Annotated in this window: 18 protein-coding genes; 13 read left to right on the top strand and 5 right to left on the bottom strand. The window is 39.2% G+C overall.

Annotated features, from left to right (window positions below; genetic code table 11):
- Nucleotides 1-1,986 (top strand): hydantoinase B/oxoprolinase family protein, encoded by a 1,986-nt coding sequence (locus ABLT31_RS27540; protein WP_367757912.1) that lies wholly within the window; start codon nucleotides 1-3, stop codon nucleotides 1,984-1,986.
- 59 nt (nucleotides 1,987-2,045) lie between these two features.
- On the opposite strand, the gene ABLT31_RS27545 is transcribed toward ABLT31_RS27540, so the two are convergent.
- From ABLT31_RS27545 to ABLT31_RS27560, 4 genes are read right to left on the bottom strand one after another with little or no spacing between them, the layout of a single operon-like run.
- Nucleotides 2,046-3,158, bottom strand: coding sequence for a GerAB/ArcD/ProY family transporter (locus ABLT31_RS27545; protein ID WP_367757914.1), 1,113 nt, complete (start codon nucleotides 3,156-3,158; stop codon nucleotides 2,046-2,048).
- 14 nt (nucleotides 3,159-3,172) lie between these two features.
- Nucleotides 3,173-3,400 (bottom strand): hypothetical protein, encoded by a 228-nt coding sequence (locus tag ABLT31_RS27550; protein ID WP_367757916.1) that lies wholly within the window; start codon nucleotides 3,398-3,400, stop codon nucleotides 3,173-3,175.
- 34 nt (nucleotides 3,401-3,434) lie between these two features.
- On the bottom strand, nucleotides 3,435-4,622 hold the full coding sequence (locus ABLT31_RS27555) for a Ger(x)C family spore germination protein (RefSeq protein ID WP_367757918.1): 1,188 nt from the start codon (nucleotides 4,620-4,622) through the stop codon (nucleotides 3,435-3,437).
- Nucleotides 4,623-4,648: 26 nt separating this feature from the next.
- Entirely contained in the window at nucleotides 4,649-6,253 is a 1,605-nt protein-coding gene (locus tag ABLT31_RS27560; RefSeq protein WP_367757920.1) for a spore germination protein, read from the bottom strand.
- Between the two features lie 244 nt (nucleotides 6,254-6,497).
- Between ABLT31_RS27560 and ABLT31_RS27565 the strand changes: the two genes are divergently transcribed.
- The 12 genes from ABLT31_RS27565 (at nucleotide 6,498) to ABLT31_RS27620 (ending at nucleotide 19,968) form a co-directional block, all read left to right on the top strand.
- Complete coding sequence (locus tag ABLT31_RS27565) at nucleotides 6,498-8,567, top strand: sigma 54-interacting transcriptional regulator (protein ID WP_367757922.1); 2,070 nt, start codon at nucleotides 6,498-6,500, stop codon at nucleotides 8,565-8,567.
- Nucleotides 8,568-8,584: 17 nt separating this feature from the next.
- Complete coding sequence (locus tag ABLT31_RS27570; protein ID WP_367757924.1) at nucleotides 8,585-9,466, top strand: 5-oxoprolinase subunit B family protein; 882 nt, start codon at nucleotides 8,585-8,587, stop codon at nucleotides 9,464-9,466.
- Nucleotides 9,467-10,441, top strand: coding sequence for a 5-oxoprolinase subunit C family protein (locus ABLT31_RS27575; protein WP_367757926.1), 975 nt, complete (start codon nucleotides 9,467-9,469; stop codon nucleotides 10,439-10,441). It begins immediately after the preceding gene.
- A gap of 550 nt (nucleotides 10,442-10,991) precedes the next feature.
- Complete coding sequence (locus ABLT31_RS27580) at nucleotides 10,992-11,168, top strand: aspartyl-phosphate phosphatase Spo0E family protein (RefSeq protein ID WP_367757928.1); 177 nt, start codon at nucleotides 10,992-10,994, stop codon at nucleotides 11,166-11,168.
- 245 nt (nucleotides 11,169-11,413) lie between these two features.
- Complete coding sequence (locus ABLT31_RS27585) at nucleotides 11,414-13,480, top strand: (Fe-S)-binding protein (protein WP_367757930.1); 2,067 nt, start codon at nucleotides 11,414-11,416, stop codon at nucleotides 13,478-13,480.
- Between the two features lie 47 nt (nucleotides 13,481-13,527).
- Nucleotides 13,528-14,379: a 3-hydroxybutyryl-CoA dehydrogenase gene (locus ABLT31_RS27590; RefSeq protein WP_367757932.1), complete on the top strand. Its 852-nt coding sequence runs from the start codon at nucleotides 13,528-13,530 to the stop codon at nucleotides 14,377-14,379.
- Nucleotides 14,380-14,739: 360 nt separating this feature from the next.
- Nucleotides 14,740-15,927 (top strand): CaiB/BaiF CoA transferase family protein, encoded by a 1,188-nt coding sequence (locus ABLT31_RS27595; RefSeq protein WP_367757934.1) that lies wholly within the window; start codon nucleotides 14,740-14,742, stop codon nucleotides 15,925-15,927.
- A 12-nt stretch (nucleotides 15,928-15,939) separates the two neighbouring features.
- Nucleotides 15,940-17,136: an acyl-CoA dehydrogenase family protein gene (locus tag ABLT31_RS27600; protein ID WP_367757936.1), complete on the top strand. Its 1,197-nt coding sequence runs from the start codon at nucleotides 15,940-15,942 to the stop codon at nucleotides 17,134-17,136.
- Between the two features lie 210 nt (nucleotides 17,137-17,346).
- A complete protein-coding gene (locus ABLT31_RS27605) occupies nucleotides 17,347-18,111 on the top strand; it encodes an electron transfer flavoprotein subunit beta/FixA family protein (protein WP_367757938.1) in 765 nt (254 codons plus the stop codon).
- A 22-nt stretch (nucleotides 18,112-18,133) separates the two neighbouring features.
- Nucleotides 18,134-19,102: an electron transfer flavoprotein subunit alpha/FixB family protein gene (locus ABLT31_RS27610; RefSeq protein ID WP_367757940.1), complete on the top strand. Its 969-nt coding sequence runs from the start codon at nucleotides 18,134-18,136 to the stop codon at nucleotides 19,100-19,102.
- 213 nt (nucleotides 19,103-19,315) lie between these two features.
- A complete protein-coding gene (locus ABLT31_RS27615; RefSeq protein ID WP_367757942.1) occupies nucleotides 19,316-19,540 on the top strand; it encodes a hypothetical protein in 225 nt (74 codons plus the stop codon).
- Between the two features lie 212 nt (nucleotides 19,541-19,752).
- Nucleotides 19,753-19,968, top strand: a complete 216-nt coding sequence (locus ABLT31_RS27620; RefSeq protein WP_367757990.1) for a GNAT family N-acetyltransferase — start codon at nucleotides 19,753-19,755, stop codon at nucleotides 19,966-19,968.
- A gap of 1,081 nt (nucleotides 19,969-21,049) precedes the next feature.
- Here the strand turns inward: ABLT31_RS27620 and hxlB are convergent.
- The gene (gene hxlB / locus ABLT31_RS27625) at nucleotides 21,050-21,607 is read right to left on the bottom strand and encodes a 6-phospho-3-hexuloisomerase (RefSeq protein WP_367757944.1); all 558 of its coding nucleotides are present in this window, start codon (nucleotides 21,605-21,607) and stop codon (nucleotides 21,050-21,052) included.
- Between the last annotated feature and the right edge of the window lie 8 nt (nucleotides 21,608-21,615).

The raw sequence follows: 21,615 nt of genomic DNA on the forward strand, positions 1-21,615 counted from the left end.
ATGAATCAAGTATTTGAAGGAACTACAAAGGGATATAAGAGTAAACTGGATCCGGTAACATTTGAAGTTTTAAAAAATGCATTTGTTAACTTGGTAGACCAAATTTCCGAGCAGATTTTAAGAACGTGTTATTCTTTCGTTATTTATAATCGAGATTTCAGTTCTGCACTGTGTGATGCAAAAGGGAACACGGTCATGCAGGGAACACAGGATATCTCAGTACACGTAGGAACTTTACACTTAAAAGCTAAAGCGATTCTTGAAGATTTTGGTGATGACATTCATCCGGGAGATGTCTTTCTGATTAATGATCCCTATCGTGGTGGAACACATTTTTGCGATGTCGGAATTATTCGTCCTGTTTTCTATGAGGGTGAACTCATTGCACTGATGCAGTCCACAGGACATTGGGCGGATGTAGGAGGATCAGTCCCTGGTTCCTTTGATGTTCAAGCTCAAGAGCATTATGGTGAAGGGACGCGAATTCCTCCGATTAGACTATGGAGTAAGGGAGTCTACTTGGCAGATGTAGCAAACCTTTTAGCAGCTAACATGCGTCTTCCAGAGGAGCGGTTGGGTGACTTGCGTGCCCAAGCTGAAGCGACTGGAGTAGGAGAAAAACAACTATTACAGTTAATTGAAAAATACGGTAAAGAAACTGTTCTTACAGCGTTTGAAGAGGTTCAGGATTATGTGGAAAGATTAGCGAAGTCAAAAGTCACTGATCTTCCTAATGGTACATGGGAAACGGTCGATTTTATCGATATGGATCCTCAATCAGGTGACGGTTTGATTCCTATCAAGGTAAAGATGGAAATTAATGATGATAAGATTCTTTATGATTTGAGTGGATCTCATCACTACATTGGGTGTTTCCTAAACGCAGGGTTCGGTGCCTCGTTTTCGGCTGTAGTGGCAGGAACCAAAACGTTCTTCCCAGAGATTCCTCTCAATTCCGGATTTTATCGAGTTTTAGAGGTGCATCTGCCCGAGAACTCAGTAGTAAATGCCCCATGGCCGGTTGCGGTTTCTGGCTTCTGCTCCGGAGCATATGAGAAAATCATGAATGCTATTTTTGAACTTTGGTCACAAGTCATGCCAGAACGGGCACTAGCTTGTTCCTTCAATCTAGAATATTTGTTAATTGGTGGATGGGATAAGCGAGAAGGATACGATAATTATTTTATGTGGTATGACTGGATGGCCGGTGGACATGGTGGCCGAAATGAAAAAGACGGAGCGAATGCTCTATCTCCAGTGTTTGGAGTTGGCTTAAGCATTCAGCCATGCGAAGGGCAAGAGCGACTTTCTCCTGTCATTACGACACACCATAACATCATTACCGATTCCGGCGGACCTGGGAAGTACCGTGGTGGTTGTGGAGTTGAAAAGGGGGGGATTCTCACCGAGATAGATCGGACCGTGATGTCTTATTGTTGTGACCGTTCAAGATCAGTCACATGGGGAATCTTTGGAGGGCTTCCGTCTTATCCACATGGAGCTTGGTTGAACCCGGGTAAAGAAAGTGAGCAGTTTTTAGGGACCATTTTCTCGAATGTGAAAGTTCAACAAGGTGATTCTTTTGTTCGCCCATCCGCTGGTGGTGGTGGATTAGGGGATCCGTTAGAAAGAGCGCCCGAACAAGTCTTAGAAGATGTTATCGATGGCTACGTTTCCATCGAACGGGCAAAGAAAGATTATGGTGTAGTGATCCGTGAAATAGACAAAGAAATTGATCTTTACGAAATCGATGAAAAAGCTACTGTAGCCGAAAGGGAATATATAAGGTCCAATCGGAAAAATTGGCTGACAACGGATATTTCGGAAGTGCAAAAATTGTACGATGCGAGAGAAATCGATAGACTTGATTTAATCCGCCGTTATGGTGTGGTCCTAGATGACCACACAGGTGAAATCCTCCCAACATCTACGGAGCAATATCGAGAAACGCTATATAAAAGAACGTTGCAATACTGGGAAGAATAAGTAGACTCTGTATTAAACCCTTGATTCTAATGTAGGATCAAGGTTTTTTTTGTTTAGGGCTATTTGTTTATCTTTAAGCTTTGCGCTCGTCTTCTTCTGAAGATAGCTATGAGAAAAAGAAGTAGGGGGATCAAAACTGAAAAAGTTAAAGCATAAGGTAGCCAAATCTTTGGAAAAAAAGAGAAAAAATAAGCTGTGTTTGGATAAGCAATAATCGAAATGACAAGCATGATCATTCCTAAAGGGAGTGTTAATAGCCTGTAATCCTGTATGTTAAAGATTTGGGAGAGTCCGAGTGAAGACGCATAAAAACAAAGGACAAGGTTGAAAAATATGGATATAAACCACATTATGGCCATTATAATTTCAATTCTTTGAAGAAAATTGCCGATATTAATCATCTTAGCCAAAGCATAACTCGGATATAGATTACGTGCAGTAAGTTCAGGGCCTAAAACTAATATGCTTAATATTACGATTATGGTTAACAAAAAGCCACCGATAAGAGTACCGCTAATAAAGGAATTTTTTATTTTATCGGTGCGATGGATATCAGGTGTAATCATCAGGAAAACAATGAGTTCCATGAATGGAGCGCTAACAAAGGTTAAAATGGATCTCATCAAAGGTTTTGTACCACCTTCAAATAGAGGCTGTATATTTTCAAGTTTAACTTTCGGGGAAAGTGTCATGGATAAAATAAAAAAGAACAGAATAAACCAAGGGAATAGCAGTTCCGCAAGTCGAGCCAATGTCTCGATCCCCATTCTTGCCCCTATGATGATAGGGATAAGGAATAAAATATGAATAGCTTGAATGGGAGTATCAGGCATGATTTGTGAAGTGAGAAAATCACCGATATTTCGAAGAATAAGAGAACCTAGGATAAATATGAACGAAAAAAAGAGAAGAGATACTATTTTTCCAAACCATTTTCCCAGGAGTTTTTCGGTTAATTGAACCAAAGTTAGTTCAGGAAAAAGTTGGCTTATACCCGCATAAAGCCAGGCCAAGAAGATACCGATGATACTGCCTAAAATGGCTGCAAGCCAGGCGTTTTGTTTTGCATCTTCAGCCAAGCTAGCTGGAATAATCAAAATCGAACTACCCACTATAAATAATGTAATTAGTAAGATGTACTGTCGTTCAGATATTTTCTCATTATTGATCATGTTTAACCCCCCAATCATAAAAAACTATAAATGGACTTGCTAAACGGTTCAAATATAACCGTAATCCAATCCAGCGGATTAGGAATTCCTATATGCAATCCGAGGGCTATATTTAATGACATACCAGTCAACAAAAGAATAAAAAAAGCCCAAATATCTTTTGTTGGTTGTTTTAAAAGTAAAGGAACTTCAAAAAATGCTATCATTATTGATATGGCTAAGATCGCAGTAATAACGCCCACTGATTTACTCCACCTATTATTTCCATTAGTTTAATTAAAGTGGATTGCTAACTGTTCCGATACGTCGAATTTTTAGATCCACGTTTATATCCACTGGTAAATTTGCAAAAATTTTTTCCCAATCATCTCTAACTTGTTCCCAGTAGGACAGATGGGATCGATGAATGACCTCGCCAAAGCCAAAAATATCGGATTTCATCTTTTTTTGAGATATGTTGATGACGTGTTCAATATCCTTTTTAATTTCTTGTTCTAAATTATTTTCTAGCTCTTCTAGAACCTCAGTTTTAGTTATGTTTAAGTTGCTACAGTTAACCTCAGAAATATTGCCTTCCGTACGGATTTCAATTTTTATGCTTGGCTTTTTATTTCTCAAAAAACTATTCAGCTCTGTCGAGGAGTGAATGATCTCAAATGCAAGATGGCCTTCTTGCGGACAAGGAGTATTGACTATTGAGCTTTTGATGTTATTTACTACAAAGTTATATCCATTGCTCTCTTTTTCATTTAACCAGCCAACTAATTTGTTATTTCTAAATACAGCATAACCTCTATATCCTATTTGTGTTGGGGGACTTGGGGAACTTATATTGTCTTGGCTTTCACCTTGTTGTGCATTTCCAATCACTTGTATTCCTGTTAAGACAGGTTGTTTCCCTTGTTTTACAATGTCGGACAATAGTTCTATTAAAGTGGTTGCACTCGTTGGTCCCCATATTATTTCTGACTGATTAAGTGAGGAAAACATTTTATTTGCCGGAATTTTCTCGGTTGGTGTGAGTATTTTTAATATTTGGCTGGCTCTTGTTCCTTTGGTTACAACAACGTTAAAATCTGTTCTAAACTCCTGGCCTCTTGATAAAAAATCTAAGGTATTCTTAATGCCAGCTTTCGCAACTTCTTCCCCAATAACCAACATTCTAAGATGAGAAGTATAGATGCGTCGAGGGGAGATCATAGTCATTTTACGAATAGCTTCTATTTCCGTTTTTCCATTGGCTTGATACGTGGTAACCGGAGAACGACCATCCCCACCTCCCTTTCCGGATGCTACTTGTGACGGTTCAACGACCTGGACGGTAATTTGATATTCGTTTTCGACCTTATCTATTCCCATTGCCACTGCGATTGCCAATTCGTTTAATTCACGCCGGCTCCAACAACCGGCTAATAATAGCATGGCAAACCCTAAGACCGATGCTTGGATAATGTATCGTTTCACAGTAAAACCCTCTTTGTCCTATCGTTTTATTTCCGTCTTCGAGGCGCAGATTTGGTTGGTGGAGGCGTCTGCTCCCGCGTCATATTTTTTTGGCTCACTAATCGCGGGCGAGAAAACAAGCTCCAATGCGGAAAACGTATGATGGTATCCTTCTGATCTTTTAAAAAAAATGGCGCCATGGGAGTCAAATACGGAATCCCGAAGGATTTTAAATTGCAGAGCTGTAGTAAAATGATTAACAGTCCCACCGTTATCCCGAATAAGCCGAAAGAAGCGGCTAAAAACATAAATGCAAAACGTAAAATCCGAATAGATATCGCCATGTTAAAAGCAGGGAATGAGAAATTTGCAATCGCGGTAATCGATACCACGATAACCATAGCAGCAGATACAATACCAGCCTCAACCGCGGCTTGTCCAATGACTAATGCTCCAACTATGGAGACGGCTTGACCCACTGCCCGAGGCATTCGTACTCCCGCTTCCCGCAAAATTTCAAAGGCAATCTCCATCATAACGGCTTCGACAAAAGCGGGAAATGGAACTCCTTCTCTTTGAGCGGCGATACTCATCAATAACTGAGTCGGTAGCATTTCTTGGTGAAAGGTTGTGATGGCGATATAAAAAGAAGGTCCAAGTAACGCTAAGAATAGGGCTATATAACGCAAGAAACGGATTAGGCCGAAATCAGAGCGGTGATAATAATCCTCTGCGGATTGGAAATACTGGGTGAATAGACCAGGAACTAATAAAACAAAAGGTGTTCCGTCTACGACAATAGCTACCCGCCCTTCCAAGAGTCCTGCAGCAATGACATCGGGTCGTTCCGAATTATATACGGTCGGAAAAGGTGTAAATGTTTTATCCTGGATCAATTCTTCTATATAACCACTTTCCAGGATGGCATCAATTTGAATTCGGTCAATACGTGAACGAACCTCGTCCACTACCTTTTCATTTGCTATTCCATTGATGTACATAATTCCGACATTTGTTTGTGTTACTTTTCCGACCTGTTTGGTTTCTATCCATAGATTAGAACTCTTGATTTTTCGGCGAACTAAAGTGGTATTTGTTCGAAAGTTCTCAGTAAATCCTTCTTTAGGTCCCCGTACAACCGTTTGTGAAGTAGGTTCCTCAACACCACGTTCTTGCCAACCAGCCGTACTAATGGAAAATCCTCGGTTATACCCATCAATTAAAATAACAGTATCACCTGATAAAATAGAGGAACCTATAGTTGCAAAGTCAGTGATATCTTTGACTTCGCTAGCTGTAAGTATAGATTCCTTTATAAAATTTAAAAGATCATTTGTAGACGAAGCTTCATTTTCAAGTTCTAAAGCCGTAAAATCCAGCATGATGGATTCCATGATGAAATTTGAAATGGATTCCGTTTTAGCTAACCCATCAATATAGATAATCACAACTTCGATATTTTTCTGTTTTCCTATTTTAATTTTTCTCAGGATGAGGTCTTCACTTTTGCCAAAGGTATCTTTTAAGTGTTGAATATTTTTTTGTAGTGTACCATGAATTAATATTGGTGAATGATTTTCAACTTCTGATACCGGTTCTTTTGAGAATATCTTCTTCATTAAATTTCTTAGCGTTTCTTTAAGATCGTTCATGGATACCTTCTCAAAAATAATAAATTTTCCCTAAGATAAATAATTAACTATTTTTAAACGTTCTATACTTATTATGTTAATATACAAAAAACAATCGGTCGTTTCAGTTTTGAAATTTAAATTTGGGGTTGTAACGTTTTTCTAAAATCCAATAACATGCATTTTCAAATTTGAAATGATATAGTACAATGAACCTACTATGTAAGATTGCAACGGAATTATTTTTGTTAATAAATTATTGGAGGTGAAAAAAGTGATCCTTTGGAAGGAAATTCTGAAACCGATTACAATCTCCATTAACGAACAATCTTCTTTAAATGACGCTATGGAGATGATATGTAAAGAGCGAAGTGAAGTGATTTTTGTGAAAGATGATGAGAACATAATCGGATATTTCAATTACCGGGAATTAATGATACAACTGCTTGAAAATGGAGACATGAATCAAAGGGTTCTATATAAAACAGATATTTTATTAGTACCGTTTCAAAATCCCGTAGAGTTTTTTCATAATGTATCGGTTGTTCTTGGAATCGACGAACATGGAAAGCTGGCAGGATATTGTACGTTGGCGGAAGCGAGGAATAAAATAACACAGCTTCAATTGCAGCAAAAGAATCAGATCTTTAATAGTTCCCGGATTGGTGTCATTACAACGGATCATGAACTTGGTATTACCTTTGTTAATGAGATGGCGGAAAATATATTGGGGCTTTCTCGTCGTTTCCTTATGGGCAGGAACTATAAAACATTGCTAGCGGTGGACGAGCTAGAAGATGTCTTAAATGGAAAACACCTAGTATATATAAATAACTCGATCAATTACAAACATATAATCGGAAACTTTTCACCACTTTTTAATGATGGAAAGATTGAAGGAATCGTTCATATTTTTCATCTTCGCGAACAATTGGAAGAAGCGATAAACGAACTTGAATGGGTCAGAAGTTTAAACGAAGATTTGAAAGCCATTTATTCGTCTGCCGATGAAGAAATCCTTGTCATAGATTTTAAAGGGGAAATTATTCGGGTGGCAGGCACTTTCCTCAAAGATTATTGGATGTTGCAATCCGCTGAGCAATTGATTGGGAAAAATGTTAATGAACTTCACAAGGAAGGTTTTTTTAGAAAAAACATACTGGAAGAGACTCGAAAGAAAGGCAAAAGGACTTTTGTTCATGAAAACGCAAGGGGAAGAAAGCTTTGGTCAGTTGCAACCCCCATTTTTTACGAAGAAAAGCTAGAGAAGGTAGTTATTATATCAAGAGATATGACAGAAATGAATCAGCTTCGTGAAGAGTTGGAGATTGAAAAACAAAAATCCAATCTATATAAACAAGAACTCGATGAAATGATAAAACGCAAGGATCATGAAAAAAAATTAGTCTACCGCTCTAAAGTAATGGAAAGATTAGTTGAACAAATTAAACAGATTGCCTCAGTGGATTCTACCGTTTTGCTTTATGGAGAGTCGGGAGTAGGGAAAGAGGTGTTTGCTCAGACCATTCACTCTTATAGCCAAAGAAGCGAGTATTCTTTAATAAGAGTGAATTGCGGAGCCATCCCCGAAAACCTGATCGAAAGCGAATTTTTCGGATATGAAAAAGGGGCTTTCACCGGGGCGGATAAAAACGGTAAACCCGGGATGTTCGAGCTGGCTAACAAGGGTACCATTTTCTTGGATGAAATTACAGAACTCCCATTGAATCTGCAAGTTAAACTTCTTAGGGTTTTACAGGAAAGAGAAGTCATGCGAATTGGTGGGGTTAAGAGCATTAAAGTGGACGTGCGGGTCATTGTGGCAACGAATAGAGACATGAAGAAATTGGTTGAAGAAAACAAATTCAGAGAAGATCTTTATTACCGATTGAATGTGATTCCGGTAACGATTCCACCATTAAGGGAAAGGTATGATGACATCAGTTGTTTATCTCTTAATTTTCTGGAACGCTTTAATTCTTCTTACGGGTGGGAAAAGATCTTAACGAGAGAGGCTCTGGATGTTCTTGAGTGTTATGATTGGCCTGGAAATGTAAGAGAATTACAAAATGTAATTGAGAGATTGGTTGTTACCTCAAGGGACAACTCCATCACCGGTGAAGATGTGATGGCGGTTCTGTATGGGGAATCAAAGGAAAGAAAGTTCAAGGCCGTGATAAATTCCATTGTTCCCTTAAAAGAAGCGATTGATGAAGTAGAGAGTCAGTTAATCAGAAGCGCAATGCAAAAATATGGTACAGCTGCAAAAGCTGCTCAGGTCCTAGGAATAAGTCCGGCGACCATTAGCCGGAGAATTAATAAGCTGCTTAAATAGAGAGGGGAGGGATCTCCATGTTTACTTTACCAGAAACAAAATTCGATTACATTGGGGATGAGTATATTTATGCAGAGATTTCTAGAGAGATGAGCCTTGAGAGTAATTTTAAAGCTCTCGCCATCACGACTGAATTGAGAAGGAGAAACATACCAGGGATTATTGATATCTGTCCTGCGAACGCTTCCTATCTTGTTCGTTATGATCCCGAAAAGATAACCGCCTATGATCTGCATGAATATCTGAAGGATATAGATATTACTAAAAGCCATTTATCCGAAATGAATCTTTTGACGAAGATGGTTGAAATTCCCACTTGGTACGATGATCCCGTTACTCGAGAGTACTCCCATAAATTTAAAAATAGACACCAGCATCCGGACTTATCTGATTTTGAGTTTGCCATGAAAGTCAATGATTATAAGGAAAAAGATGCTTTTATTGATGCTCATTCATCCACACCCTATTTTATTACGATGACGGGCTATATTCCAGGAATATCATGGTGCTTCCCATTAGGATTGTCTAAGGAAGAAATTATTCAAGTTCCAAAATATTCAAGTCCCCGTACGGAAACGCCAACCCGAGCCGTTGGTATTGGCGGGGCGTTTACCGCGGTCTATCCTATTGATTCCCCGGGTAGTTACCAATTGATTGGCATGTCAGCCGTACCTGTTTTCGATACTGAGCGTCGTTGGGAAGAATTGCAGGATATTGTTCTGGCTCGTCCGGGGGACATTTGGAAGTTTCGACCGGTAGATGAAGCTGAATTTGAAAAAATTCAGTCCGAAGTAGAAAGCGGAACATTCACCTATCATACCAAACACGTTGAATTTTCGCCTGAAGAATATCTTTCAAAAGGAAAAATGTATATACGTGAACTTGTGGAGGGCTTTTAAATGCTCAAGGTAATTGAACCCGGCTTATCAACCACTGTTCAAGATATTGGACGTGATGGTTATTATCATCTGGGTATACCGCCCTCAGGAGCTGCAGATAAATATTCATTCCAGTTAGGAAATTTACTTTTGGGGAATCCGCTTAACTATGCAGCACTTGAAATGACTTTGTTAGGACCAAAACTTGAATTTAGCAAAAAAACAGTGATTGCCATCACCGGAGCCCCAGTTTCCTGCTTTATGAATGAGCAACCTATTCCGATGTGGCAGACGGTTGAGGTTAAACCAGGTGATATTTTGTCATTTAAGTTTGCCGAACTTGGTGTAGTCAGCTATTTATGTATATCAGGTGGAATTCAAGTCCCCGAAATCATGGGAAGCAAATCCACCTACAAGACGACGGGATTAGGAGGATTCAAGGGAAGGAAACTGGAGGCAGGAGATGAACTTGACATTGGTGAACCGCTGCCTGGTATTTTTAAGAATGTAGGTAAAATGATTCCCCCAGAGTTTATACCGATTTTTGAACGGGAAATCCAAGCCAGGGTGGTCTTAGGCTTTGCTAGTTATTTATTAGCCGATGAAGGCGTACGTACCCTGCTTAATAGTGAATGGAGCGTTTCTACAGAATCAAGTCGAGTAGCCTATCGATGTCAAGGGACTTCAATCAAATTTAAAAAAGACGAAACCCCATTTGGTGCAGGTAGTGGGTTCTCCAATGTAGTGGATACGGCTTATCCATTGGGAGCGATTGTTTTACCGAATAGCGAAGAAATTATAGTGTTCTTAAAAGATGCAACGACAGGTGGGGGCTTTATGACTATAGGTACGGTGATTAGCCCTGACCTTGATCTGTTCGCACAACTAAGGCCTGCTGCTAAGATCCGTTTTTCGGCTGTCACTGTAAATCAAGCGGTGCAAGTACGGATCGAAAAAAATAAGAAAATAAGCATGCTCGAAGAAATACTTAAGTGATTAAAAAACACTCCCACGGATAAAGTTAATTTTCTGTGAAAAAGTGCACGAGTAGTCTATTGACTAATATATCAAATTATGGCTTAATATAATTAAGGTTCACTGGTATTGGAATATCATCTCCTATATCAACCTGAACATAAATATTGTTTTTTTACTTACGACTGCCTAAGTTTAAATGATCTTCTTTACCAAGAGACATTACTTAAACAGAAAGCCAGTCGAACTACAAGGTGAAATTGTAGTTCGACTGGCTTTTTTTATTGTGAGAGGAGGAAGTAAAGTGCTTTACAAAATAACACAATCTTGAATCTGTCTTGAAATGAGGTTCCTCTTGCGCTGGCTATGATAACGCTTACTACCTCTCGATATATACGCAAAACCGTACTATAAGGCTGAATCTGCTTTGAGTTACCGAGAAGATAAACCGATAAACTTGATGTTGTCGACTTGGTTATAACAGAAATCATTACAACATCTTAAATAGTTAAGTACCCCTTATTCTCTTTTTCGAAAAGGATAAGGGGCCTAAAAAGAAAGGAGATTTTCCGTGATATTATTTCAACTAGTCACTCTATTACATCAATTGGAAGATCAAAGGGTAATTATGCACAACCTTGCTGAAAAGAAAGGCTTGCTAGCACCGGAGGTGTTAAAAGTTAGTCAGAAGATCGATGTTTTAGTTAATAATTATCAGAAACTATTACCTTTATTGCCGAAGTCCTAAAATAGAAACGAGTCTGTTTTATTTAAAGTTCAGAAAAATGCTGTTGGTGTCTTAAAAGGAATCCCCTTAAAGCTACGTGAAGGTGTAATTATTATAAATATTTAAACTGGATATAAAACTGAGGAAAATACGATGCTCCGAGAAATCAGAGACAAGAGTATTTAAAGCCAGTTAGCCATCCAAAAGATTTTTGAGATGGCATAACTGGTTTATATCTTCAACTTTTAGTAGGGAGGTAATCGTTTATGTATGCTTTGATCCACTTTTTTGCCTTTTTATTTATAACAGGATACGCCTTATATGTATTTGCGTATTTAGTCTATAGCCGAATTAGTTTCATTAAGCTTGGGAAAAAGTCTAATTCAATAGAGAATTTCTCACAACGTGTGAATGAAGTTCTGATTAACGTATTCGGCCAGCGTAAATTGTTTAAAGACAAGAAAAGCGGTTGTATGCATTTGATATTGTTTTATGGCTTTATGATTATCCAGATTGGGCTCATAGAAATCATTATCAAGGGATTTATTAAGGGTTATGAATTCTCTTTTGGCAACGCGCACAAATATTTCAGTCTACTGCAGGAGTGGACCACCTTCCTTATGCTATGTGCTGTGTTATATGCTTCTTACCGTCGTTATATTGAGAAGTTGAGGCGGCTGCAATTCAAGCGAGATGCTAAAGCCGCCTTTGTTTATATTGCTCTGAGCACGCTGACCATGTCCATCCTACTTTTGCTGGGCTTCGAAACAGTGATGCTCGGGCATCAACCGGATTTCGTCTACGCTCCTTTTTCTGGACTGATTGCGGCGGTGTTTTCTGGTATCGGCACGACAGCGGGAGCGGTACTGTTCTATGTTTTTTGGTGGGTGCATCTGTTAACTGTACTCTCTTTTATGGTTTTCGTACCACAGTCGAAGCAAGCGCATGAGTTATTTGCCATGTTTAATATTTTTTTCAAGAAAGCCGGTCCTGTTGGAAAATTGGCGAAAATTGATTTCGAAGATGAAGGAGTCGAGGAATACGGCGTCGGGAAAATAGAGAATTTTACCCAACTGCAGCTGATCGATCTGTACGCCTGTGCGGAATGCGGAAGATGCACGAATATGTGCCCCGCTTCAGGAACCGGGAAGACGCTGTCTCCAATGGATCTCATCGTGAAGATGAGGGACCATTTAACAGAAAAAGGATCTGGCGTTACCTCCCATAAACCGTGGTTGCCTGGTTTTCTTGTTGGATCATCTGCAATATCCCGCTCAGTAATAGCTAAGTCTGCAGCTCAAGAAACTGCAGCAACCGTTGAAACACCTAATTTGATTGGCGATGTGATTACCGAGGGGGAATTGTGGGCTTGTACGACATGCCGGAATTGTGAAGACCAGTGTCCGGTGGCTAACGAACATGTGGACAAAATTATTGATATGAGGCGTTATTTAGTCTTGACTGAAGGCAACATGCCTCACGAAGCTACACGTTATTTTCAAAACATTGAGCGGCAGAGTAATCCATGGGGGATTAACCGCAAGGAGCGCATAAAATGGCGTGAAGAATGTGGGGATATTGAAGTCCCAACGGTAAATGAGACAGAGGAGTTTGAATATCTCTTTTGGGTTGGGTCAATGGGATCCTTTGATAAACGCAGTCAAAAGATCGTACAATCGTTTGCCAAAATTATGAACCTAGCCGGTATTAAGTTTGCCATTCTTGGCAATGAAGAGCGCAATTCCGGTGATACGGCGCGCAGAATGGGGAATGAATTCCTATTCCAGCAGTTATGTCAGGAGAATATCGCAAATTTCCAAGCTTATGAGGTGAAGAAGATCGTAACCATCGATCCCCATGCTTACAATACCTTTAAACATGAGTATCCTGAGTTCGGTTTGGAAGCCGAAGTTTATCATCATACGGAGTTGATCAAAAAATGGATTCAAGAAGGCCGCATTAAACCAAGGAAAGAGGTTAAGGAAGCTATCGCCTATCATGACTCATGTTATATTGGGCGCTATAACGACATTTATGATATTCCGCGTCAAATACTTAGATCCATTCCAGGAGTTAAGGTTCTTGAGATGGAACGAAATCGAGAAGATGCCATGTGTTGCGGCGCCGGTGGAGGTATGATGTGGCAGGAGGAAACACAAGGGAAGCGAATCAATGTAGACCGCACAGAACAAGCATTGCAGCTGAACCCAACCGTAATCGGCAGTAATTGTCCTTATTGCCTAACTATGCTGAGTGATGGTACGAAGGCTAAAGCGGTAGAAGAACAAGTAAAGACGTTAGACATCGCAGAAATCGTAGAAAGATCTTTATAGACAATTGTTTAAACTAAAATATCTTTAAACAAGAAAGAGGTAACGAGATGGAGATTAATAGCATAATGGTCATTGGCTCAGGACAAATGGGCAGCGGAATTGCCCAAGTCGCTGCACAATCTGGTATTAGGGTACTACTCCATGACATGACAGATGAACAAGTAAAAAAAGGATTAGCGGTTATCCATAAAAATCTTTCTCGGGATGTCGAGAAAGGAAGAATGACAAAAGAAGACCTGGAGGAAATAATAGATAGGATTTCTCTTTCTACTTCTTTGACGGATGCAGAGAACGTTCATTTGGTAGTAGAAGCGATTGTTGAGAATTTAGGAGTTAAACAGAATTTATTTCGAAAAATGGATGAAATGGTTCCAACGAGCACCATACTCGCTAGTAATACGTCTTCTTTGATGATAACAGAACTTGCCTCCGTTACCAGTCGACCTGCACAAGTGATCGGGATGCATTTTATGAATCCGGTTCCCAAAATGAAGTTAGTAGAAGTCTTTCGAGGTTTGGAGACGACTGAGGAAGTTTCACGGGCTGTGCACGAGCTTTCTAAGAGGATGGGGAAGATACCGATCGAAATAAACGATTTTCCGGGTTTTATATCCAATCGTGTCTTATTGCCCATGCTCAACGAAGCGATATATTGTGTGTATGAGGGAGTGGCTAAGCCGGAAGCGGTTGATGAAATCATGAAATTAGGCATGAACCACCCCATGGGGCCCTTGGCTTTAGCTGATTTGATTGGTTTGGATACCTGTTTGTCTATTATGGAGGTATTATATGAGGGGTTTGGTGATTCAAAGTATCGACCGTGTCCATTGCTTAGAAAATATGTGAAGGCGGGTTGGTTAGGTCGAAAGAGTGGAAGAGGATTTTATATATACAAATAATTGGCCATTATGAGAAAAATAGAGGAGCATAATGTTATATGGTAAAACGTTTTTATAAGAATTATAAATTATCACAGATTTGACCAAATTAATTATTTACAGAATTAATAAAACATGGCATAATAAAAGAAAGTTCACTGATATTTTTCAGCAATTTATCAATCTGAGCTTTAATTTTCTTAAATATGATTGACTGCCAATGTTTAATTTGATCTTCTATAATTCACCTTATTGTAACGGTGGATAATACCTAACTTAAAGGTGAAGCCAGAAGACATAAGCTTAAACAGAAAGCCAGTCGAACTACAATGTATATATTGTAGTTTGGCTGGCTTTTTCGTTTTTAAAGGAGGAGATGGTGTGTCAGGAGCTTTAAAGAATGTAAAGATTCTAGATTTAACCAGAGTGTTGGCAGGACCTTACTGCACCATGACTTTAGGAGATCTAGGTGCAGAAGTAATTAAAATTGAAAGCTCCTTAACCCAGGATGATACACGAGCTTGGGGTCCTCCATTTGTAGGAGGTGAGAGTGCTTATTACTTATGTGCAAATCGGAATAAAAAAGCAATGACATTAAATCTCAAATCTGATCAGGGAAAAGAAATTTTTAAAAAGTTAGTGGCACGTTCTGATGTGGTGGTACAAAATTTCAAAACGGGCACGTTGGATAAGCTAGGGTTAGGTTATGACGTGATCAAAGCAATTAACCCGCAGATTATCCTTGCTAACATTACCGGATTTGGGTTGAATGGCCCTTACAAGAACGAACCTGGTTACGATTATATTATTCAAGCGATGGCAGGTTTAATGAGTATAACTGGGGATCCGTCATATGGTCCCGTTAAAGTCGGTGTAGCAATCGCAGATATTCTGACCGGCCTGAATACCACCATTGGTATACTAGCGGCATTAAATGAAAGGGATTATTCGGGGATTGGCCAAGAAATTGATGTTTCTCTATTTGATTCTCAGATTGCTTCGCTGGTCAATGTGGCAAGCAATTACTTAGTATCAGGAAAAATTCCTCAGCTTTTGGGAAACCAACACCCGAATATTGTCCCTTACCAAGTGTTCCCAACCAGTGATCTCGATATGGTAGTTGCTGTAGGAAATGATGGGCAGTTCCAAAAGTTCACTGACGCTTTAGGGATTCCTGAATTGAAAAAGGATGAAAGATTTTCTACTAATCCAAGAAGGTTAGAGAATAGAGAAGAACTGATACCAATTATATGTGAACGAATGAAGCAGCGGTCTTCCAAAGAATGGAGGCGTTTGTTGAGAGAAGCAGGGATACCGAATGGACCGATTAATAATATGGAAGAGTTGTTCAATGACCCGCAAGTAGAAGCTAGAGATATGGTCATCGAGATGGCTCATCCAACAGCGGACAAGATTAAACTGATTGGAAGTCCATTAAAGCTGTCTAGAACGCCAGTTGAGATGAGACATCATCCTCCGCTGTATGGGGAGCACACAACTTCTATTTTGTTGGATTTAGGATACACGCAACAAGAAATTGAAGAACTGAAACAAATTCATATCATTTAGGAGGCAACATTTATGTTAAATTTCGCATTGACTGAGGAACAAGAGGCGGTTCGTAAGCTAGTCCGTACTTTCGTAGACCGGGAAATCAAACCTTATATCCAAGAGTGGGATGCAAAAGGTCATTTTGAAACGAATATTTTAAAACGTTTAGCAGAGTTGGACTTAATGGGAGTTTGTATTCCTGAACAATATGGTGGAATGGGAATGGATTACAATACGCTAGCCATTATCTGCGATGAGCTAGAAAGAGGAGATACCGCCTTCCGTACAGCAGTTTCTGTTCATACGGGGCTGAACAGTATGACCTTGTTGCAGTGGGGCGATGAATTCCAAAAGGAGAAATATTTGACTCCTCAAGCAAGGGGAGAAAAAATTGGTGCTTTTGGGTTGACAGAACCAAACGCTGGATCTGACGTGGCTGCGATGCAAACTACAGCTAGAAAAGATGGAGCTTCTTATATTCTAAATGGTTCAAAGACATGGATCTCACTATGCGATGTGGCGGATTATTTCCTAATTTTTGCTAAGACAGATAAAGACAAGAAACATTATGGCATAAGCTGCTTTATCGTTGAAAGAACTTTTCCGGGTGTTACGACGAAGGCCATTAAAGGAAAGTTGGGAATTCGAGCAGGTAATACAGGAGAAGTATTTTTGGAAGAGGTTCGAGTACCAGCTGAGAATCTGTTAGGCAACGAGGGTGAAGGATTTAAAATTGCTATGTCTGCGCTGGATAATGGAAGATTTACCGTGGCAGCAGGTGCTTGTGGACTGATTAATGCTTGCTTAGAAGAAAGTACCAAATACTGCCGCGAACGCAAGACATTCGGAAAAGAAATCGGACAACATCAATTAGTTCAACAAATGATTGCAAAAATGTCCGCCAATCTCGAAATTTCCCGATTGCTCGTTTATAAGGCAGGATGGCTAAAAAATCAAGGAAAACGGAATACACAGGAAACTTCGCTTGCAAAGTGGATTGCGTGTGATGCTGCATTTGAAGCCGCAAGCGATGCGGTTCAAATCCACGGAGCATACGGTTATTCCAACGAATATCCGGTAGAAAGATTTTTAAGAAATGCGAAGGCCCCTGTTATATATGAAGGTACACGCGAAATCCACACGATCATGCAGGGTGAATATGCTTTAGGGTACCGTGAAGATAAACCACTTAATAACATGTTGCCTGCTTGGCCTTTTGAAAACTAAGAACTGGATTAGGGAGAGCCACTTATTCTTTTAATAGGATAAGTGGCTCTAAACCACAGATAGAGAGATTTGATGTTATTTCTCATCTCGCAATAATTAGATAATTATTATTCCCATTCAAATGGGTTCCTTCTAACTAATGCAGTGCATTAACAAAAAAGTACAGAACTCATGGATAGACCTTCATGTAAAAATCAGGAGGATAGAAAAATGAATATCCTAGTATTAATCAAACAGACATTTGATACGGAAGAGAAGATCGTCATTCATGATGGTCAAATTAGCGAGGATGGCGTTGAGTTTATCTTGAATCCGTACGATGAATATGCCGTAGAAGAAGCGGTCAAGATTAAAGAACAAATCGGAGCTGAAATTACGGTATTAACCGTTGGCCCAGCACGGTCAGAAAGCTCTCTAAGAACCGCACTGGCTATGGGTGCAGATAAAGCAATTATGATTGAATTAGAAGAAGAAGTAGACGAATACACTGTCGCCAAATTGATCACCTCTGCGATTAAGGGCAGCAAGTATGAACTGATCCTTGGAGGAAATATGGCTGTAGACTCCGGATCCGGACAGGTGGCTATTCGTGTGGCGGAAGATTTGGGAATGCCTCATGTCTCTACTGTAACCAAACTATCCATTGACGGAGCCATGGCTATAATTGAGCGGGATGTGGAAGGAGATATCGAAGTGATTGAGGTTCAACTTCCATTTTTAGCTACAGCTCAGCAAGGTTTAAATGAACCACGATATCCGTCTCTGCCTGGGATCATGAAAGCGAAGAAAAAGCCACTTGAACGACTTTCTGTAACTGACTTGAGTCTTTCGGATGACGATTTAGCGATCCGCACGTCGGTGCGTGATCAATACTTGCCGCACAAAAAACAGGCAGGAAGAGTGTTAGAAGGTGTAATTCCTCAACAAGTCAGTGAATTGGTTCAATTGCTTCGCAATGAAGCGAAAGTAGTCTAGCTTAAATGAGGAGGATAAAAGAATGGGTAAAAAAGTTCTTGTATTTCCAGAAATAAAGAACGGAAAGTTAAGAAATGTTTCTTTTGAAGCTTTAAGTACAGCCCAACACTTGGCTGAAGACGGTGAAGTTATCGCCGCACTATTGGGAACCGCTGTATCCGGATTTGTCACAGAAGTAAGCAATTATGGCGCGGACAAAGTCTATATGGTAGAAGATGAACTGCTTACTGTGTATACCACTGATGCGTATGTACAAGTTATATGCCAGCTCATTCAGGAAGTTGAGGCAGATGTTATTCTTATGGGACATACTGCAATAGGAAGAGATGTGGCGCCAAGGGTCGCAGCCCGGCTAGGACTGGGGCTAATATCTGACTGCATAGCGGTAGACATGGAAGGCGGTGAAGTTGTCTTCACACGTCCGATTTATTCAGGAAAAGCGTTTCAAAAGAAAGTGTTTAATCGTGGAGAAGTATTCGCTACCATTCGCCCTAATAATTTTGAAAAAATAAAAAAAAAGGTAGAATCAACGGTCATTACGTTCCAACCCGTAATAAAAGATTTGAGGACTGTTGTCAAAGAAATCATTCAAAAAACGGTTAATGGAGTAGATCTCAGTGAGGCAAAGATCGTCATTTCCGGGGGGCGTGGAGTAAAAAGTAAGGAGGGATTTAAACCTCTTCAAGAACTTGCGGAGGTTCTAGGAGGTGCTGTTGGAGCGTCACGTGGTGCCTGCGATGCCGACTACTGCGACTACTCATTACAGATTGGCCAAACAGGAAAAGTGGTCACTCCGGATTTATATATTGCTTGCGGTATTTCTGGTATTCAACATTTGGCCGGAATGTCTAATTCCAAAATTATTGTAGCTATCAATAAGGATCCAGATGCTCCTATTTTCCAGGTAGCTGACTATGGAATTGTAGGTGACTTGTTCGAAGTGGTACCTTTGTTAACAGAAGAGTTTAAGAACATTATGGTCAGTATTTAAATTAAATTTTAGGTTGGAAGATTCATGATTGGACACCAGAATTATTAAATCGTAACAAGTGGTCCGAGGTAGAGGAGATGTCCTCTACTTTTTTTGCTTAACTCAAAGTTCATTGGCGCAATATTTAATAAAAATCGGATGGTTATAAAAGCTGACACACAGATAGTTGAATCCATTATCACATAGTGGATAACCATTAGGGAGGTATTCTAAGTGAGAAAAGGATGGATCTTGGCTGCTCATCTCTTATTTTCTGTTATTTGTTTGATGACTGCATACAAAATAGTTAGTTTTTCAAGCGAGGGAGGTATGAAGAAAGGTCTTGATTTAAAAGATAATATAAATACGCGTGAAGAACTTAAAAAAGAATATATCGATCACTTTAGATATTTAGATATTGATTTGCATATTATACTACCTAAGAGTGACAGTAGATAATAGTTGTTTGTGAACATTCAAATTGAAACCTTCCTAAAAGAACAAGCAACCATACTACAATATCACAATACTGTTCGAACCCGATTGTATTTTGATAATGATGATCAATTAGTCGGGTTCTTTAGTTTGTATAACGATCTTACAGAAGCGATTTCAAGGACAAAAATATTAAAATGGAAACTGCCTAGTACTGGTGAAGAAAAATTTCAGCGATAAAGTTACATTATTTAGCTGTTGACGATCGGTTTAGAGGAAAAGATTATGGGGAGTTTCTATTAGGGGAAGTATTTTCAATCGCTAAAAATGTTCAACGAATCAGTGGATGTAATTTTATAACGGTTGAAGCGTTAAATCCATCCACTAATTTCTATAAGGATCGTGGGTTTGAATATCTAAATTATGATATGGATAAAAAGAAAGAATTTTAAAAAATGCTATTTAAAAATTGAAGATTTGCAAGGACTATAATCGCTGCAGTTTTATGTAGTGATTTTATTATTTTTATTCAAACAAAAAGTCCTGGTCATTCTGTCATGAATGAGTATAGTATTCAGTCGTTGAACAATATGGACAAGGGGATGAATAAACTTAAATTTTATGCTCATCATAAATTGCGTATAATACCAATTTGACGAAATTGTATAAACAATAACATGTGTTTGGTATTGTGACTCCTTGATGGAGAAGGGGTATGCCCTTCCTACTTATTTATTTGACTCCTCACCCAAATAAACACCTAAATTATACCGGATTAATGCGTTAATGTCTTAAACTACTCAAAAAGCCATCCTAAAAAGTCTTATTTGAGTGTCCACTTTCTTGACAGAGGTCCAAATTTCTACATAATGAGATTATATAAAGATTGGGAAGAAGGGAAAAGCAATCAAAGCCTTTCTTTTTTTCGATCAACAGGATTTTTTGCTAAAAAAAGAAAAGTTTTCGGTGCTCTAATTAATCCTTCTTTTAGTCCCACCAGATACCTGAGATCATAGTAGGAAAATAGCAATGCAAGAAAATATATAAGACATTCATCTTCTTCTTTCCACAACCGAGCCGTCATAGTAGGAACTTTTGACCTTTTGGAATTGCCTTATCTTTCGATAAGTCTTCCTTTATCGTGGAATTAAATTGTCGATTACAATTTTAAGGATAGTAGTGATGTAGGATAAAAGATGCCTCTTGTTAATAGGGAGCTAATAAGTTAAAGGTCCCGCTCATTTTGAGGTTGGTAAGCCCCGATCGAAGAGAATAGTAACTTATACCTGAAATACCTGTTCCCCGGTAACATCAGAACCCATGGGAAGAGAACAGCATCTCCTTTTATCGAGTTCGAATTTCCATTTCTTTGATCAGATAGTTTCGAATATTCCCCTTTGGTTCCTGAAACAAATAGAAAAGGAGTATTATTGTATCCCTCGATTTTTGAATTTCTTATTAGTTCAAGGAAAGATCGCAATCTGATTAAAATTGATGGCGATCTTTCCTTTATTACATGTTCATAAGTAGACTCTATTCAAGGTTGGCGTGCTTTCCATACATCTTATTTGAATCCAAGCCTTTTTTCTCCATAAATCTTAGAATCAAGGCGTCATAAAACAACAACATGGTTTGTTCAAAAAGGGAACCCATGGGTTGAATCGTTTTGTAGTCGCCAGAAGATTGGTCTTTAGGGGCACCTGGCAGTTTAACCACAATATCAGCTAATTTCCCAATGGTAGATTCAGGGGAAATCGTGATGGCAGCCACAGTTCCACCAATCCTTTTTGCTTTTTCGGCAATAGCGACCAACGTTTTGGTCTCACCAGATCCAGAACCGATAATCAATAAATCATCTTTTTCTAAATTGGCTGTGACTGTTTCACCTACGATATAGGCATCAATTCCCATGTGCATCATTCTCATGACAAAAGATTTCCCCATAAAACCCGAGCGGCCGGCACCTGCTACAAAAATTTTATTGGATTCAAGAATTTTGTTGATTAAATTCTCAGCCTCATCATTAGAGATGAACTCAACGGTATGACTTAATTCTTGAACCACTTGATTTAAATATTGGGTCGTATTCATAATTACTG

The sequence above is a fragment of the Ammoniphilus soli genome (assembly GCF_040813775.1).